The sequence below is a fragment of the Anaerostipes sp. 494a genome (assembly GCF_001940315.1).
Lineage (GTDB): Bacteria > Bacillota > Clostridia > Lachnospirales > Lachnospiraceae > Anaerostipes > Anaerostipes faecalis.
Genome location: NZ_MJIF01000001.1, coordinates 1963222 through 1980054 on the forward strand (window position 1 = coordinate 1963222; position 16833 = coordinate 1980054).

At 37.1% G+C, this 16833-nt stretch carries 15 protein-coding genes and 2 tRNA genes; 12 read left to right on the forward strand and 5 right to left on the reverse strand.

Going from position 1 to position 16833, the window contains the following annotated elements; translation table 11 throughout:
- The first annotated feature begins 89 nt into the window (after positions 1–89).
- The 3 genes from BHF70_RS09835 (at position 90) to BHF70_RS09845 (ending at position 2499) form a co-directional block, all read left to right on the forward strand.
- A complete protein-coding gene (locus tag BHF70_RS09835; protein ID WP_075760057.1) occupies positions 90–1280 on the forward strand; it encodes a rhodanese-like domain-containing protein in 1191 nt (396 codons plus the stop codon).
- A gap of 109 nt (positions 1281–1389) precedes the next feature.
- The gene (locus tag BHF70_RS09840; RefSeq protein WP_075760058.1) at positions 1390–1878 is read left to right on the forward strand and encodes a SprT-like domain-containing protein; all 489 of its coding nucleotides are present in this window, start codon (positions 1390–1392) and stop codon (positions 1876–1878) included.
- Positions 1879–1971: 93 nt separating this feature from the next.
- On the forward strand, positions 1972–2499 hold the full coding sequence (locus BHF70_RS09845; protein ID WP_075760059.1) for a nitroreductase: 528 nt from the start codon (positions 1972–1974) through the stop codon (positions 2497–2499).
- A gap of 243 nt (positions 2500–2742) precedes the next feature.
- Here the strand turns inward: BHF70_RS09845 and BHF70_RS09850 are convergent, their stop codons facing one another.
- Together BHF70_RS09850 and BHF70_RS09855 are read right to left on the reverse strand one after the other, a co-directional pair.
- Positions 2743–2949 (reverse strand): DUF378 domain-containing protein, encoded by a 207-nt coding sequence (locus BHF70_RS09850; RefSeq protein ID WP_075760060.1) that lies wholly within the window; start codon positions 2947–2949, stop codon positions 2743–2745.
- 62 nt (positions 2950–3011) lie between these two features.
- A complete protein-coding gene (locus BHF70_RS09855; RefSeq protein ID WP_075760061.1) occupies positions 3012–3671 on the reverse strand; it encodes an HAD family hydrolase in 660 nt (219 codons plus the stop codon).
- 144 nt (positions 3672–3815) lie between these two features.
- Here BHF70_RS09855 and BHF70_RS09860 point away from each other — a divergent pair, with 144 nt between their 5' ends.
- From BHF70_RS09860 to BHF70_RS09890, 7 genes are all read left to right on the forward strand, one after another.
- The gene (locus tag BHF70_RS09860; protein ID WP_075760062.1) at positions 3816–4316 is read left to right on the forward strand and encodes an HAD domain-containing protein; all 501 of its coding nucleotides are present in this window, start codon (positions 3816–3818) and stop codon (positions 4314–4316) included.
- Positions 4317–4327: 11 nt separating this feature from the next.
- Complete coding sequence (locus tag BHF70_RS09865; protein ID WP_075760063.1) at positions 4328–4819, forward strand: HD domain-containing protein; 492 nt, start codon at positions 4328–4330, stop codon at positions 4817–4819.
- 61 nt (positions 4820–4880) lie between these two features.
- Positions 4881–4953, forward strand: a tRNA-Phe gene (locus tag BHF70_RS09870).
- A gap of 27 nt (positions 4954–4980) precedes the next feature.
- Positions 4981–5051: transfer RNA gene (locus tag BHF70_RS09875), tRNA-Gly, on the forward strand.
- A 55-nt stretch (positions 5052–5106) separates the two neighbouring features.
- Positions 5107–5748 (forward strand): DNA-3-methyladenine glycosylase family protein, encoded by a 642-nt coding sequence (locus BHF70_RS09880; RefSeq protein ID WP_075760064.1) that lies wholly within the window; start codon positions 5107–5109, stop codon positions 5746–5748.
- 18 nt (positions 5749–5766) lie between these two features.
- Entirely contained in the window at positions 5767–6924 is a 1158-nt protein-coding gene (locus BHF70_RS09885) for an NAD(P)-dependent malic enzyme (protein WP_075760065.1), read from the forward strand.
- Positions 6925–7150: 226 nt separating this feature from the next.
- The gene (locus BHF70_RS09890; protein WP_075760066.1) at positions 7151–8590 is read left to right on the forward strand and encodes an MATE family efflux transporter; all 1440 of its coding nucleotides are present in this window, start codon (positions 7151–7153) and stop codon (positions 8588–8590) included.
- On the opposite strand, the gene BHF70_RS09895 is transcribed toward BHF70_RS09890, so the two are convergent.
- Positions 8559–9383: a helix-turn-helix domain-containing protein gene (locus tag BHF70_RS09895; RefSeq protein ID WP_075760067.1), complete on the reverse strand. Its 825-nt coding sequence runs from the start codon at positions 9381–9383 to the stop codon at positions 8559–8561. The genes BHF70_RS09890 and BHF70_RS09895 overlap by 32 nt on opposite strands.
- Positions 9384–9611: 228 nt before the next feature.
- Between BHF70_RS09895 and BHF70_RS09900 the strand changes: the two genes are divergently transcribed.
- A complete protein-coding gene (locus tag BHF70_RS09900; RefSeq protein ID WP_083638418.1) occupies positions 9612–11297 on the forward strand; it encodes an amidohydrolase in 1686 nt (561 codons plus the stop codon).
- 28 nt (positions 11298–11325) lie between these two features.
- Positions 11326–12690, forward strand: a complete 1365-nt coding sequence (locus BHF70_RS09905; protein ID WP_075760068.1) for an MATE family efflux transporter — start codon at positions 11326–11328, stop codon at positions 12688–12690.
- Between the two features lie 67 nt (positions 12691–12757).
- Here BHF70_RS09905 and BHF70_RS09910 read toward each other — a convergent pair whose 3' ends face one another.
- On the reverse strand, positions 12758–14719 hold the full coding sequence (locus BHF70_RS09910) for a hypothetical protein (RefSeq protein ID WP_075760069.1): 1962 nt from the start codon (positions 14717–14719) through the stop codon (positions 12758–12760).
- A 12-nt stretch (positions 14720–14731) separates the two neighbouring features.
- A complete protein-coding gene (locus tag BHF70_RS09915; protein ID WP_075760070.1) occupies positions 14732–16801 on the reverse strand; it encodes an efflux RND transporter permease subunit in 2070 nt (689 codons plus the stop codon).
- Positions 16802–16833 lie beyond the last annotated feature (32 nt).

Below are 16833 nucleotides of genomic sequence, written 5' to 3' on the forward strand. Positions count from 1 at the left end.
TCCTTGAGTTTCTTCTTGTTTCTTCGTATAATAGACAAAAACCTATGAAAATACTAGGAATAAAAATGAAAGGAATCTAAAGTTTTACAATGGAAAAGTTGTGGAATATATCATATCAGGAATTAGAACAAATGACGTCGGAGGAATATCAGTTGGTTGATATTCGTGATGAGTCCTCAGCGGCTTATGGAAAAATCCCTGGGGCAGTTCATATTCCGGAAGAAGAACTTCTGGATAGGATCGAGGAATTACCGAAAAATAAGAAAATCATACTGTATTGCATGAAAGGGATTTTCAGTAAAGAAGCAGCTGCCAGACTTCAGGAAAAAGAAATTCAGGTATATAGTCTGGAAGGAGGGTATACCGGATGGCTTCTGGAAAATATGAAAGCAGAACAGGAAAAAAATAAGATTGAAAAAAAGAAGGATGATAAATTCATTTCCAAAGCAGAAGAAGTTGAAAAGAGTATTCAGAAAAAATTCAAAAAGAAGTTGTTTTCGAAATTCGCAAAGGCAATCAATCGCTATGAATTGATACAGGAAGGTGATAAAATTGCAGTCTGCATTTCTGGCGGTAAAGATTCTATGTTGATGGCAAAATTATTTCAGGAGTTAAAGCGTCATAATAAATTTCCTTTTGAAGTGGTTTTTCTTGTAATGGATCCGGGATATAGTGAGGCAAATCGAAAGGTGATTGAGAATAATGCAGATTTGATGAATATTCCGATTACGATTTTTAAATCTGAAATCTTTGATGCTGTCTATGAAATTGAAAAATCACCTTGCTATTTATGTGCCAGAATGCGAAGAGGTTATTTATACAGCAAGGCAAAAGAGCTTGGATGTAATAAGATTGCCTTAGGACATCATTATGATGATGTAATCGAAACAATTTTAATGGGAATGCTTTATGGAGGACAGGTACAGACGATGATGCCTAAACTGCACAGTACTAATTTTGAAGGAATGGAGCTGATTCGTCCGTTATATCTGATTCGTGAGGAAGATATTAAACACTGGAGAGACTATAATAATCTGCATTTTATTCAATGTGCCTGCCGGTTTACTGATACATGTACCACGTGCCGGTCTGATGGAAGCAGTGTCTCCAAACGAATGGAGATTAAGAGGATGATTGCAGATATGAAAAAAACAAATCCTTTTGTAGAAAGTAATATTTTTAAAAGTGTAGAAAATGTTAATCTCAGTACTATTGTGGCCTATAAAGAAAATGGCATAAAACATCACTTTTTAGATGACTATGAATATCCGAAAAATTAGTCTCCCTAAAATGGTTAAAACCTGTAAAGTTTGTGGAGAAAATCCAACGATTATATAGCTTGCGGATTATGAAATTACAGCATGCAATATTTGATAGAAAGGGAAATACATGAGAGATTTACAACGAATTGCGCAGGAGTGTATCAATGAACTGGATCAGATAAATATTCCCTATGGAAATGTGGAGAAGTTTGTTTCTAATCAGCGTTTTTCAAGAACATGGGGACGTTGTCAGAAGACATCTGGCGGGTTTTTGATACAAATATCTGAAAAACTTTTACAGGATCATGTGCCAATGGAAGCTTTGAAGCAGACAATACTTCATGAAATGATTCATACCTGTCCCGGGTGCTTCAATCATCAGAGAGAGTGGAAACGGATGGCTGCATTAGTTAATGATACTTATGGATATAATATAAAAACATACTCGGATGCGGAAGAATTGGGAATGTCTCCAGTTGTCAGAAAAGTAAAGCATCGTTTTGTGTGCACAGGATGTGGACTGGTGATTGAAAGGCAGAAAGAAAGTAAGTTTACAAAAAATTATAAAAAATATTATTGCAGCAGATGTAAGGGAAGATTTCAGAAAGAATTTTGATTTTCCTCAAAAAGACTGATTGTAAGATATTCTTGTATATAATGAATAACATGTTACAATAAATAATAAAATAATAGAAAGGCAGGGAACTAGATGGGAGAAACATTAACAGCAATTAAAGATAGAAGAAGTGTGCGTAAATTCAAATCTGATATGATTCCAAAAGAGATTATAAACCAGATTATAGAAGCAGGTACATATGCAGCGACAGGAATGGACAGACAGTCGCCAATTATTATTGCAGTAACTAATAAGGAACTTAGAGATAAACTGTCAAAAATGAATGCAGTATTTATGGGAAAAGATGAAAGCTTTGATCCTTTTTATGGTGCACCTGTGGTTTTAATCGTTCTTGCAAATAAAGCAATGCCAACATATATTTATGATGGAAGTCTTGTTATGGGAAATCTCATGGTGGCAGCACAAGATCTGGGAATCGGCAGCTGCTGGATTCATCGTGCAAAAGAAGAATTTGAATCTGAAGAAGGTAAGAAAATTTTAAAGGAACTTGGAATTGAGGGAGAATATGAAGGAATCGGACATTGTGTTTTAGGATATGCAGATACTCCGAAAACAGAAGCTTCTCCAAGAAAAGATTCTTATGTTTACTATATAGAATAATTTACCTGGGCATCATTCTTTTGTATATCAGATGAGGGATGACTCCCGCCTCTGTAGGCGGTGAGCAACAATTATGTATCAGTGGCGGGTTTCAATCCCCCCATCTGATATACGCTCCGCGAGGATGCGCAGGAATTCGGATTGGAAGTATGTCTGCTATGCAGACCCGAATTCCGCGCCAAGACTCGCGAGCGAGTCTTGAATAAAATGTTAAAAGGCGGATTCTGGCAGAATCCGCCTTTATTACACATCTTTGCCACAGTGTCTGTAAAAGGTCAGTAAATATAGTCCACACAAACCAACCAGGTCATAAATAATTCTGGTAAGAGCAGTCATATTGCCAAATAGAAAAGCAACCAGATCAAAGCGGAAAAATCCTATCAGTCCCCAGTTGATTGCACCAATTATCACAATAGTCAAAGCGGTGCAGTCTAGAAATTTGTTTCCCATAGAAGCCTCCTTTTCATGTATCAAAAATTCTATGGATACAGTATGGCTAAAATGCATAAAATTTATTCAGAAAGAATTTCACGGAAAGAACGAATCACTTTGATGACACCTGGCTTTTCTTTAAATGGGGTAAAATCTTTATCAGATGCCATGACAATAATATTGGAACATCCTGCCTGATAAGCATTTCGAATACCAGAACCGGAATCTTCAAAAATAAGACTTTTTTCAGGAGAAGATCCAAGAATATGGCAGGCATCCTGAAACATTGCAACTTTGTTTTCGTAAGTTCCATCATCATACACGATATTTTCTCTTGGAATCCAATGATCAAGATGAAAATGTTCGATAAAAAAATCAATATTTTCTTTGATTGAAGCAGATGCAATAGTAAAAGGAATTTTTTTTGCTGTTAAATAGTCAAAATATTCAGTTACACCGTCTACCAGATGAAAATTTTCTTTATCTTTGAGGCAGTTTTGACGATACAGACTTTCTTTTTTCTTTGAATAATAATCAATCTGTTCCTGTGAAAAGGTACCGTTGGATAGCATTTCAATGTTTTTTTGATTAGGACTTCCGTTAATTTTTGTCTGCAGCTCTTCCATGGTAATCCCGGTTCCGCGGATTTCTTTGGAAATTTCATTCCAGGCTGCAATATGTTTATCATCATCTAAAAATAAAGTTCCATTAAAATCAAAAATAATACAGTCAGTATTCATCTTATTAACTCCTTTCAAATATTCCATAATTGTAGCATATATTTTAGGGTCGGTAAATGTCATTTCCAGGGATTCATTGCGGATTCAAATGAAAAAGAGTATAATATTAAAAAAGTCAGTTGTTCCATGAAGGAGGAATCTTAAATGAAAGTTATTTTTCTGGATGTGGATGGTGTTCTGAATTCTCAGGACCTGTTTGAAAGATGTGGTGAGGAACTGGTTCCGATAGATGAAGAGAATATCAGATTTCTAAAAGAAATCGTAGATGCCACCGGAGCTAAAATCGTATTGTCTTCATCCTGGAGATATGGATGGGCAGAGCATAGTGATGATATACAGGACTGGTGTCAGCTCCTGGTAGATTATTTGGCTAAATATGGTCTGAAGATTATTGATAAGACAGCATATTTAAGTTCAGGCCGTAGAGAAGATGAAATCAGGGATTGGCTGGTACATTGTGATGAAAGAGTAGAGAGTTTTGTTATTTTAGATGATGGAGAATATGACTGGTATCGGCATGGATATGATAAGCACCTGGTTAAAACTGATTTCTGTACTGGTGGATTAAGGGAAGCGCATGTAAAAGAGGCAATTAATATTTTAAATAAGAAACCATTTTGGAAGTTCTGGAAAAGACAGAAATAAGGAGGCATAAGATGACAGCCAGATTGATTACAAAGATGATTGAGTATTATCAAGGAGATCCAAAACGTATCCAGCATTTTCTTAAGGTATATGCTTATGCAAAAACAATCGGAGAGCAAGAGGGGCTGGATGAGAAAACACAGAAGATTTTGGAGACAGCAGCAGTAACTCATGATATAGGAATCAAGATCAGTGAAGAGAAGTATCAAAGCAGTGTAGGAAAATATCAGGAGATGGAAGGTCCGGCTGTTGCCCGGATAATGCTTGAAGACATGGAGTTTGAAAAGGAAATCATTGATAGAGTATGCTTTCTTATAGGACATCACCATACATACGACAGAATAGATGCCATAGATTATCAGATTTTAGTGGAAGCAGATTTTCTGGTTAACCTGGCTGAAGAGGGCAGTTCCAGAGAAACAATAGACACTGTAAAAGAGAAAATTTTCCGTACAGCAACGGGGATATTTCTGATTGAAAAAATTTTTGAAAAAATAGCTTGATATCTAGAGCACAATGTGGTAAAGTATAGAAGTCGCAGAAATGAGGACACTCATTATGAGAGCCCAGATAGCTCAGTCGGTAGAGCAGAGGACTGAAAATCCTCGTGTCGCTGGTTCGATTCCGGCTCTGGGCATTGCCGAGAGGCATATGAATTTTATATGCGGGTGTAGTTCAATGGTAGAACTCCAGCCTTCCAAGCTGATCACGTGGGTTCGATTCCCATCACCCGCTTTTTTAAGAAGAATGTTTCGACATTCTTCTTTTTTTGTTTTATAATGAAAACAGTATGAAATATTTTGATTATGGTGAGAAGGAACTAAATTATTTGAAATCCAAAGATAAAGTTTTGGGAGAGGTTATTGATCAGATAGGAATGATTCGAAGGGAGGTTCTTCCAGATTTTTTCGAGGCTTTGGTAAATTCAATTGTTGGGCAGCAGATTACAACAAAAGCCCAGCAGACAATCTGGAGACGTATGAAAGAGGTTCTGGGAGATATAACACCGAATAAAATAGTATCTATGGAGGAGGAAGAACTTCAGGGCTTTGGAATTTCTTATCGAAAAGTCCGTTACATTAAATCAGCGGCTCAAAAAATACTTTCAGGTGAATTAAAGGTAGGAGCTTTGAGGGAAATGGATGATCAGCAGATTTGCGACTGCCTGGTGAAACTGGATGGTGTAGGAGTGTGGACGGCACAGATGCTGATGATATTTTCCATGGAGCGTCCGGATGTTTTAAGTTATGGAGATCTGGCCATTCAAAAAGGACTTCGAATGATTTATCATCACCGAAAAATAACCAGAGAACTTTTTCATAAGTATCAAAGACGTTATTCCCCATATGGAACAGTTGCAGGTTTTTATTTATGGGCAGTCGCCGGAGGTGCTATAGAAGGGTTGAAAGATTATGCACCAAAAAAGAAATGAGTAAAGGAGAAATAAGACATGGATTACAACAAACTGGCACTGGATATGCATGAACAGAACAAAGGAAAAGTAGCAGTACGTTCAAAGGTAGCAGTAAAGACAAGAGATGATTTGAGTACTGCATATACTCCGGGAGTTGCAGAACCTTGTAGAAAGATTCGTGATAATAAGGATGAGGTATATCGTTATACAGCAAAAGGTAATCTGGTAGCTGTTGTTTCTGATGGAACTGCAGTACTGGGATTGGGTGATATTGGACCGGAAGCTGCCATGCCTGTTATGGAAGGAAAGGCAATTCTCTTTAAAGAATTTGCTGATATCGATGCATTCCCAATCTGTCTTGATACAAAAGATACGGAGGAGATTATTCAGACTGTCAAGAATATTGCTCCGACTTTTGGAGGAATTAATCTGGAAGATATCTCTGCACCAAGATGTTTTGAAATTGAACGCAGATTAAAAGAAGAACTGGATATTCCGGTATTCCATGATGATCAGCATGGAACTGCTATTGTTGTTGCAGCGGGACTGCTAAATGCACTAAGATATGTGGGGAAATCTTTAGAAGAAGTGAATATAGTAATCAATGGCGCTGGTTCTGCTGGTATTTCTATTTGCAGATTATTACTTCAGTTTGGTGTGGGAAATATTGTTCTGGTAGATCAGAAGGGTGCATTATGTCCGGGAGAAGACTGGATGAATCCTGCACAGGCGGAAATGGCAGAAAAGACAAATAAAGATAAGCAGACCGGTCCGCTGGCAGAGATTATCAAAGGGAAAGATGTCTTTATTGGAGTATCTGCACCAAATATCGTTACAGCCGAGATGGTGTCTACTATGGCGGATGATGCGATCATCTTTGCCATGGCAAATCCAACACCGGAAATTATGCCGGATGAGGCTAAAAAAGGTGGGGCAAAAGTCATTGCTACCGGACGTTCTGACTTTCCAAATCAGATTAACAATGTGCTGGTATTCCCTGGAATCTTTCGTGGAGCCCTGGATGCAAGAGCCAGTCAGATCACAGAATCTATGAAGATGGCTGCAGCAAGAGCCATTGCCGGAATTATCACAGAAGAGGAATTGAATGGCGAATATATTATTCCGGGAGCATTTGATGAAAGAGTTTGTGCTGCAGTGGCAAAAGCAGTAGCGGAAGAAAGCAAAAAATTATAACAGCTGACTGATATAGAAATGTACTAAAAAAAATACATCATTGACGATGAAAAAAGCTATTGATAAAATAAAGATTGTCGAGTGGCGAAAGCGTAAATCCAGATTTGGATTTGCGCTTTTTCTTTTTTAATTATATCAGGTTATGGCAGCTTTCCTTTAAAAGACTCCATATTAACATTGCCGGCAACAGTGTTCCATATGGTGTCGGAAAAAGGAGGTTTTGAAAATGGAACAGAAACAGACAGTGAATAAAATGGGGACAGAACCTGTAAAGAGATTATTACTGACAATGGGAGTGCCAATGATGCTTTCTATGGCGGTACAGGCGCTTTACAATATTGTGGATAGCTATTTTGTAAGTTGTATGCCTGACACAGATAAAATTCAGAATATGGGAGACTATGCAGTCAATGCATTGACCTTAAGTTTTCCTATACAGATGCTGATGGTTGCTATAGGAGTAGGTCTAGGTGTTGGTATCAATGCAATTTTGTCCAAGAGCCTTGGGGAAGGAAATCGTGAAAAGGCTGGAAAAATTTCTGGAAATGCTGTTTTTATTGGAATTTGCATGTATATTCTGTTTTTAATTTTTGGGTTCTTTGGAATAGATATTTATTTGAAATCGCAGACCAGCAATCCTGTTGTTTTGGAACTGGGGAAAGAATATCTGCAGATCTGTACCTTTGCATCTTTTGGAATTGCCATGTATATGATATATGAGAAATTACTGCAGGCAACAGGAAGGACAGGATGTGCTACCATTGCCCAGATTACCGGAGCAGTCACTAATATGGTGCTGGATCCTGTTATGATTTTTGGATATTTCGGATGTCCGAGGCTTGGGATTCAGGGAGCTGCCTATGCAACAGTCATTGGACAGATTGTCTCTTTTCTTATGGATATGATATTTCACTACAAATTTAACAAAAAAGATTTTGATCATAAACTGTCTTATCTGCGACCGGAAGGAAAAGTTTTAAAAGAAATATTCCAGGTGGGGGTTCCTGCAATTTTTATGCAGGCACTTATGTCTTTTATGACCTATGGGGTGAATATTATTTTTGGAGCAGTGTCTTTGGCTGCAGTAACTGCCTATGGTGTTTATTATAAAATTCAGCAGTTTGTATTTTTTGCAGCTTTTGGAATGAATAATGCAATGATTCCGATTATCGGATTCAATTACGGCATGCAGGATAGGAAACGTGTGAAAGATGGAATAAAATATGGAATGTTATATACCCTTATTATTATGCTGATTGGAGCTGTGGGATTACAGCTATTTGCCGTTCAGATTTCAGGATTTTTTTCGATTTCTGCACATACTCAGATTCTTTGCATTCGTGCCATTCGTATCATCACCCTGGGATTTTTATTTGTGGGAGCCAATATTGCATATCAGGGTATATTTCAGGCACTGGGATATGGTGTTAGCTCCTTGATCGTGTCCCTTATCCGACTTTTAGTAGTTACTTTGCCACTGGCATGGGTTTTTACAAAATTTTCTGATCCGGAGAAGATCATATGGGCGGCATTTCCGATTGCAGAGGGAGTAGCATTTGTTGTGGCGGTTTTTATTATGAAAATAATTTCAAAACAAAAAATTGATCAGATGAAGACAAAAAGTGTAAAAATCATTACACAGATACAAGAACCTGCAATTCAATGATATGTTCTTCTTTGTTGGAAGATTCAGTTTCATCAATCATATAAAAGGAGTATATATCAGATTTAGGTGTTAAATTGTGATCATTCATATAATCAATTAATTCATTAAGGAATTTATAAGAAAGATCAGATTCTTTTTTAGATAAAAATGCCAATGTAAGATAAGAACCGGCAGGAAGTGTATAATTATGGTTGTAATGATCGTCGTTAGTATAATAAAAAACACCGCGGACAATAAGTTCTTGGGTCTTTAGAAAATGTTCCAGATCTAATGCATAAAAATCACAGGCTCCTACGAGTGGCACTGTAATAGAATTTTCTTTCATGTATTTGATGATGGATATTTCAAAAATATCTTCTTCAATATCCTCATCGCTGATCTTAATGCTGTTCCGCTCTGGAAAATGTTGAAGTTGAATAGTTTCCAAAGGTGTTTCATATAAAATATGATTCATAAAACCAATGCGGGACTGAATGGATGATAAGGTTGTTTCCAGTTGGGAAATCTGTTGTTTTAATGCAATTTCTTCTTTGTGAAGTATGGAAAGTGTTTGATCAACAGAACGGGTAGTTACCAGTTCTTTGATTTCTGAAAGTGGAAATCGAAGACGCAAAAGTTCCATAACAATTCCAAGAGTCTCTATGTCACTTGATGTAAAATAGCGGTAGTTATTTTCGGGATTACGAATTGGATGGAGTAAGCCAATTTTCTCGTAATATCTTAAAGTATCAATGGTTGTATTAAATAAATCTGCCAGTTCTTTACTTTTAAAATGATATTTTGGTTTTTTCATAATATAATGTCTCCTGTTTTGAGTCAAAATCTTTCCTGTTTTCTTGTAATATAGCAAGAATAAAAATAAAAATCAAATTAACCATTGACTCATGTGTTACACATGGGTTTATGATTCTCTTGTAAGCAGACAAGGATGCCTGAGAAAAGGTATCTTTGTCTGCTTTGTTTTTGTTTAACTTGAAATGTATTTATTTTACAAATGATAGATTAGATTGGAGAAATTATTGTGAGAAATGAATTGATTGTAAAAGGTAAGATTTTCACAGGAAATCGAGAAAAACCATGGGCAGAAGCAATGTATATCAAGGATGGAAAAGTTGCAGCTATTGGTTCATGGAATGAAGTAAAGAGTGTCACATCAGAAGAAATAAAAATAATTGAAGAATTAAAAGGGATGATAATGCCTGGGTTTACTGATGGTCATGGACACTATTCCTATTGTGGTGCCATTAAACAAAAAAGTATAGAATTGTTTGATTGTGATACAAAAGAAGATACCTTAAAAGCGATTAAAGACTTTGTAGATGAAAATCCAGAAGACGATTATTACATAGGAAATGGATGGACAGTTACAGCATTTGAAAATGGACCGACTCGACAGATGTTGGATCAGATTTGTGATCATAAACCTATCGTATTAATGTCTGAGGATGGACATGGAAGATGGGGAAACACAAAAGCTTTGGAACTAGCTGGTATTACAGCAGATACAGAATCAGAATTGCAGGGAGAAATTGTGCTGGATAAAGATGGTGAACCGACAGGTTATTTTAAGGAATGGATCGGATTTTTATTGGATAAAGCGGTTCCGGAGGCTTATTCTGTGGAAGGTATGAAAGAGAGCATGGAAGAAGAGCAAAAAGAATTTTTGTCCAATGGAATTACATCTGTTTTTGAGCCGGTTATGGAACGTCCCGATACGGTGAGAAAGGCATATGAAGAACTAGATGCTGAAGGAAGATTAAAAATCAGATTTCAGACCGGATATTTTTGCAATCAGAGAAAATCTTATAAAAAGCAGTTGGAAAAGTTCTATGACCAGAGCACATCCTATAATGGAACAAAATATCGAAACGACTTTGTAAAAATCATGGTGGATGGTGTTGTAGAAGGACAAACCGCATATTTATTTGATGAGTACAGTAATAAACCGGGATATTATGGACTTGCAAACTGGACACAGGAAGAACTAAATGATATCTGTCAGATTGCAAAAAAAATGGGATTTCAGATTCATATGCATGCTATTGGCGATGCTGCACTGGATATGGCATTGACCGCCTTGGAAAATGCAGAAAATACTCGACCTGAACATGGATGGCTTGGAGAATTTGAAGAATTCCGCCCGGCCATTACACATTTACAGCTGGTTCGTCCTGAAGATGTAAAGCGAATGAAAAAACTGGGAGTTACGGCAGCTGCCAATCCTTATTGGTTTTTTAAAGAAGCAGGTTACTATGAAGAAGTTGAAGAGAAGGTTTTGGGAGAAAGAGCGAAGAAAGAATATCCGATGAAGATGTTCTTTGATGGCGGATTAAATGTGACGGGAGCTTCAGATTATCCGGTAACCCTTCCGGTAGTTCCTTTAGCAGGTATGGAGATTGCGGTAAATCGTAAATTTCCCGTGACAGCGGAAGAGACTCTCCTGAATTTGGAAGAAAAAGTCACTTTAGAGCAGATGCTATATGCATTTACCATAAATGGAGCCTATCAGATGGGAGTTGAAAGTACATTTGGTTCATTGGAACCGGGAAAAGAAGCAGACTTTATCATAACAGACCGGGATTTACGAACGGTGCCTGATCATCAATACAGTGAAGTTCATGTATTGGAAACTTATATTCATGGTCAGTGTGTATATCAGATGGGAAATGACTCCCGAGGGAGTCTTGAACATAGTGAATTATTATAAAAGGACAAACGAAAAGGAGGACAAAACTATGGATGAAATGATGATGGATGAAAACAAGTTAAAAAGAGATTTCAACTGGAAAACATTACTGCTGTTTGCAGTACCTACAATCGCATTAAATTTGTGGCTTGGAGTGTATCAGCTGATCAACTCAGCAATCAGTTCCAGTATGATTAATACAGATGCTCTGGCAGCGATTGACATCTGTTATCCGATCTTGTCAGTGGAAGAAGGACTGGCAGCGATGCTCGGTGCAGGTGCATGTGCGGTAATCGGGAAAAAACTAGGTGAAGGAAAAATAAAAGAAGCCTGTTCCAATCTGACGATGGTCACTCTATTTGGAGCAATCATAACAGCAGTTTACCTGGCATTGGTATTTGTTTTTAGAACATCTCTTCTGGAAACTCTTGGTGCAACTCAAAGATTAATGCCTTATTGTGATGAATATGTAAAAGTTCATGTAATATTTGGCGTTTTTTATATGATTCAGACCATGTTTCAGCTGGTTTTAGTCGTAGCAGGAAGACCTGGAGTAGGGTGTGCATTAACTGTTATTGCCGGAGTTGTTGAAATTGCAACAGTATATTTATTTATCGGAGTATTTCATCTGGGAATCATGGGATCTGCATTGGGAGCAGGATGTGGAATGCTTGTTTCAGCCATTGGTTCTATTCTTGTGTTATGTAATAAAAAACAGGAATTACATTTTGTGATTCCTGATTTCTCAGGAAAAGATTTAGGAAAAACATGCTGGCTTGGTGTAGCAGATCTGATTCAGAGTGCAGCTCTTGGATTGATTACAGCTCTTTATAATATTGTCTCCATTAAGTATTATGGAGAAACAGGATGTGCAGCTATTACCATTTTACTGTATTCTCAGTGGTTATTTGCTTCCAGTCTATATGGATATGGAAAAGGAATCAGCCCAATTATCAGTTATAATCTTGGAGAGAAAAAATTTGATAAAATTAAACAGTATATTAAGAATGGAAGTATAACCATAGTATTGGCATCTGTTTTGATATTTGGAGTAGCATGTATACTGGCAAAACCAGTAATTTTAATGTATTGTCCGGAAGGCAGTGAAGTATATAATATGACCATAAAAGTGTTCTGGATTTTCTCGCTGAATTATCTGCTATATGGTGTTGGAACCATGGTAACAGCTATCTTTGTTGCATTAAATGATGGAATAAGAGGAACCGTTCTGGCGACGTTTAGAACCATCATATTCCCAATTTTGATTTTGTCATTTCTTCCAATGGCAATTGGTGGATTTACCATCTGGATTGCCATGCCATTAAGTGAGGGGTTATCTATTATATTAGCAGCATTTTTGCTGTGGACAGATCGAAAAGTATTACATTTCAACACAGAGCCTGCTGTAGAATAAAATAATAAAAAAGAGAGCATTGGAGTTGACTGATAAAATGGTTAGGACCAATGCTCTTTCTTTAAGTCTATTTTTCAATTTCTTCAGTTTCAATCATAAATTTGACGCTGCCTTTTGCATTGCCTGCCTTTTGGGTAAAGGTCTGATAATCATTTCCCGCATCTACAACTGCATTTGCACGGTCTAAAGTTTCCTGAAGATCTCCATTAATGGTATCTGTCAGTTTTTTAATACCATCATTGTGAAAAGTAATCATACCTTGATTTAATGTACTGGCACCGGATTGTAATTGAGAAATACCAATAACTAGTTTTCCGGTTCCGTTGTCTAATGTACTGGCACCGGCACTTAGTTGCTTTCCTCCTTTGGATGCAGATGTTAAGCCATTGTTTAAAGTGGAAGCACCGGCATTTAACTGACCGATGGAAGAGGTTAAGGTTCTGGAAGAGGCCAGTAACCGGCTGGTTCCTGCAGAAATCTGTTGTAATGCAGATTGAAGTTTAGCAGTAGAATTTTTTGTAGCCGTCAGTAATTTCTGGATATTTCCAAGGGATGCCGCAATAACCTGCAGATCTGTTTGTGTTTGCTTTAAGCTGTTTCCGATGGAAGTGGCAGAACTTCCGATAGAAGAAACATTGTTTCCAATGGTTTTAGCATGATTTCCAAGAGAATCTGCATCCTGTGCCAAAGCTCCGGCAATGGAAGCTAATTGCTGGCGTTGTTCTGCAGGAATATTTTCATCCTGTGCCAAAGATCCGATTTTTTTTGCCTGGGAACCGATATGAACGGCTGATGTTCCTATGGACTGGGCACAAACACCAATATTTTGAGTGGATGAGCCGATCTGTTCCGTTTGTGTTTTGATATTTGTAAGTTCAGCGGTAACTTCTTTCTGTGCATTTTGCAGATTTTGCTGAAGTTTTTCCTGGCTGTTTTCATCTGGTACAGAATTTTTTAATTGGTTTATGATTTGTTTGATCCCAGAGTCCAGTTCCTGTACAGAAGAAGGAAGTTTCCTTGTTTTAGAAGCCAGCTGTGAAGTACCATTTTTTAAATCCGCAGATCCGTTTGCCAGTTGATTGAGGCCACTGGATAAATCCTTGGAACTTTTACTTAATTTTGAAGTTCCGGCTTTCAATTCTTTGGATGCTGAAGACAGTTTTTCAACGCCTTCCACCAATTCCCCGGAACCATCGACCAGCTGATTGGATGCATCTTCAAGCCGATGAAGTGAGGATGTAAGCTCATCAAAGGAATCTATATGATCAAGACCAAGTTCAGACAAGGTGTTTGCTGTTGCAACAGTGGCTGTTACAGACATCTGAAAATCTTTCGCATCAGCAGTGATTTCAAAGTCTTCTGGAAGATCAAAAGCATCTCCAAGACTTGTTTGGTCCAGATTCAGGCTTTTTGAAAGACCTGGCATTGCTACACCGATGACAATGTGCTTATTACCGTCAGAAATCACTTTACCATTGGATACTTTTACATTGGAAAAATGATCAGTATTCAAAATGGCAGCAGTGACCATGGTAAATGGTGTATAGACAGTAGTGCTTTTTCCCTGAATGGTCTTTTGTATCTTAGAGTGGTTAGTGTAAGAATAATGAATTTTTATTTTACCGGATTTTCCAACCAGTTTAGCAGGACTGATTTTTTTGCCGTCTAAATAATAGGTAACTTTCATGGTCACTGGAAGACTTTTATTGGAATTACCCTGATAGTAAATATCATTTCCGTTGGCAGACCATGTAATTTTGTGATTTTTTCCACGAGAAAATGTTTCGTTACCTTTTACATTTTCAATATCTGTTAAATCTGTGGCATCTTTGATTTCCTTCTCACTGGTAAAGTTTTTCAGCCAGTCACTTACAATTATAGATTTTTCATTTCCGTTTGAGTCAGTTTTTACATAAACAGTTTCTTCCTTTTCAACATCATCGGAAGCAAAAACAGGTGTTACAGATGATGCTGTCAGAACTGCTGTTAGCAGAATTGCAAAACTTTTACTTATTATTCTTTTTCTCATAACATATTGCTCCTATTCTAAATGTCCCATATGAAGGGTTGTTTTACAGATTACTTTATCGAATACCATAAACATTGCCGGCAAGATACAAATGACAGCGATAGTACTGATGATAGCTCCTCTTGCCAGCAACGTGCAGATTGAGCTGATCATATCAATATTGGAATAAAAAGCGATTCCAACAGTTGCCGCGAAGAAACTTGATCCGCTGGTAATGATAGATTGCATGGAAGTTTCATGGGCAATACGGATGGAATCTTTCTTTCCAGCTCCCCGTAATCGTTCTTTCTGATAGCGACTGGTCATTAAAATAGCATAATCAACAGTTGCTCCCAGCTGAATTGTTCCAATAACAATACTTGCCACAAAAGGTAGTGTCAGTCCGGTATAGTAAGGTATTGCCATATTAACATTGATAGCGAACTCAATAACTGCAACCAGAAGAAATGGAAGGGAAATGGAACGAAATACAATGAGGATAATAACAAAAATTGCAGCAATGGAAGCCATATTTACGTTTCTTAAATCCACATCAGTTACCGTTTCCAAATCATTCATTAAAGGTGCTTCACCAATGACCATGGACTGGCTGCTGTATTTTTTCACAATGCTGTTAATCTGTTTAATCTGCTGATTTACTTCTTTAGTGGCAGATTTATATTTAGAACAGATAAACTGCATTTCATAATCGTCACTTTGTAACGTTTCTTTCATGGAATCAGGAATCATGTCAGAAGGAATGCTTGAACCGATAATAGAATTCATTCCCAAACACCATTCTACTCCATCCACTTTGTCAATCTCTTTTTGCATGTTAGTTTTTTCTTTGGAAGATAGTCCGTTTTTTAATAAAATCATATGAATGTTACTCATATGAAATTCGTCGCTTAATTTCTTGTTTGCCACATTGCTGGGAAGATCCTGCGGAAGAGATTTATCTATATTGTAATAAATTCCGGTATGATTATTTCCATAGACAGCAGGGAATAACATAACAAGGAAAATTACAATAAATGCTTTATAGTGTTTTGTTATAAAATGAGAAGCACTGGTAAAATCAGGCATCAGACAGCGATGCTTTGTTCTTTCAATCAATGAGTCAAATACAAGAATCAAGGCTGGAAGTATTGTTATACAGCAGACAACTCCAATAACAACACCCTTGGCCATAACAATTCCAAGGTTGGCACCTAAAGCAAAAGTCATGAAACACAAAGCAATGAAACCTGCAATGGTGGTAACAGAGCTTCCGGCAACAGATTTAAATGTATTTGAAATGGCATGTGCCATGGCACGATTTTTATCATTTTCAAATCGTACTAAATTATCTTCGTAGCTATGAAGAAGAAAAATGGAATAATCCATGGTAACTCCCAGCTGCAAAATGGCGGTTAGAGCCATTGTAAGGTAAGATACATCATTCAGGAAAATATTCGTTCCCAGATTATAAAGAATTGCCATGCCTATACTTAAAAGAAACAATATGGCAACCATGAAGGAATCCATACTAAGGCAAAGTACCAAAAAGGAAAGTATGGCAGCAATTGTTACATAAATAGGTATTTCCTGGATAACCAGATTTTTAATATCAGTTACAACGCCAGACATACCACTTAGAAAACATTGTTTTCCTACGATATGACGCATGTGGGTAACAGCATCCATCGTTTCATCAGAGGAGGTGGTTTTGTCGAACATTGCAATCATCAAAGTGGCATTTTTATGAAAAAATACATTCCGGATTTTTTGAGGAAGCATTTCTTTTGGAACACTTAAATCCGCAATATCGTCATACCAGATAATTTTATCTACATGTTCTGTTTTCTCCAGCTTTTGTTTTAGTTTCTGTACGTCTTGTAATTTCATATCCTCTACGATAATCATGGAATATGCACCGGCACCAAACTGGTCTACCATAATATCCTGACCTTTTACGGTTTCCAGAGAATTTGGAAGATAGCTAAGAATATCATAATTAATTCTGGTTTTGGAAATCCCAATGACAGAAGGGATTAACAAAATCAGGGAAAGTGCCACGATTAGTTTTTTATGTTTTGCAATCCATTTTCCAAACTTGATCATAATAACCTCCATAATTTAATACTGACCTTTAG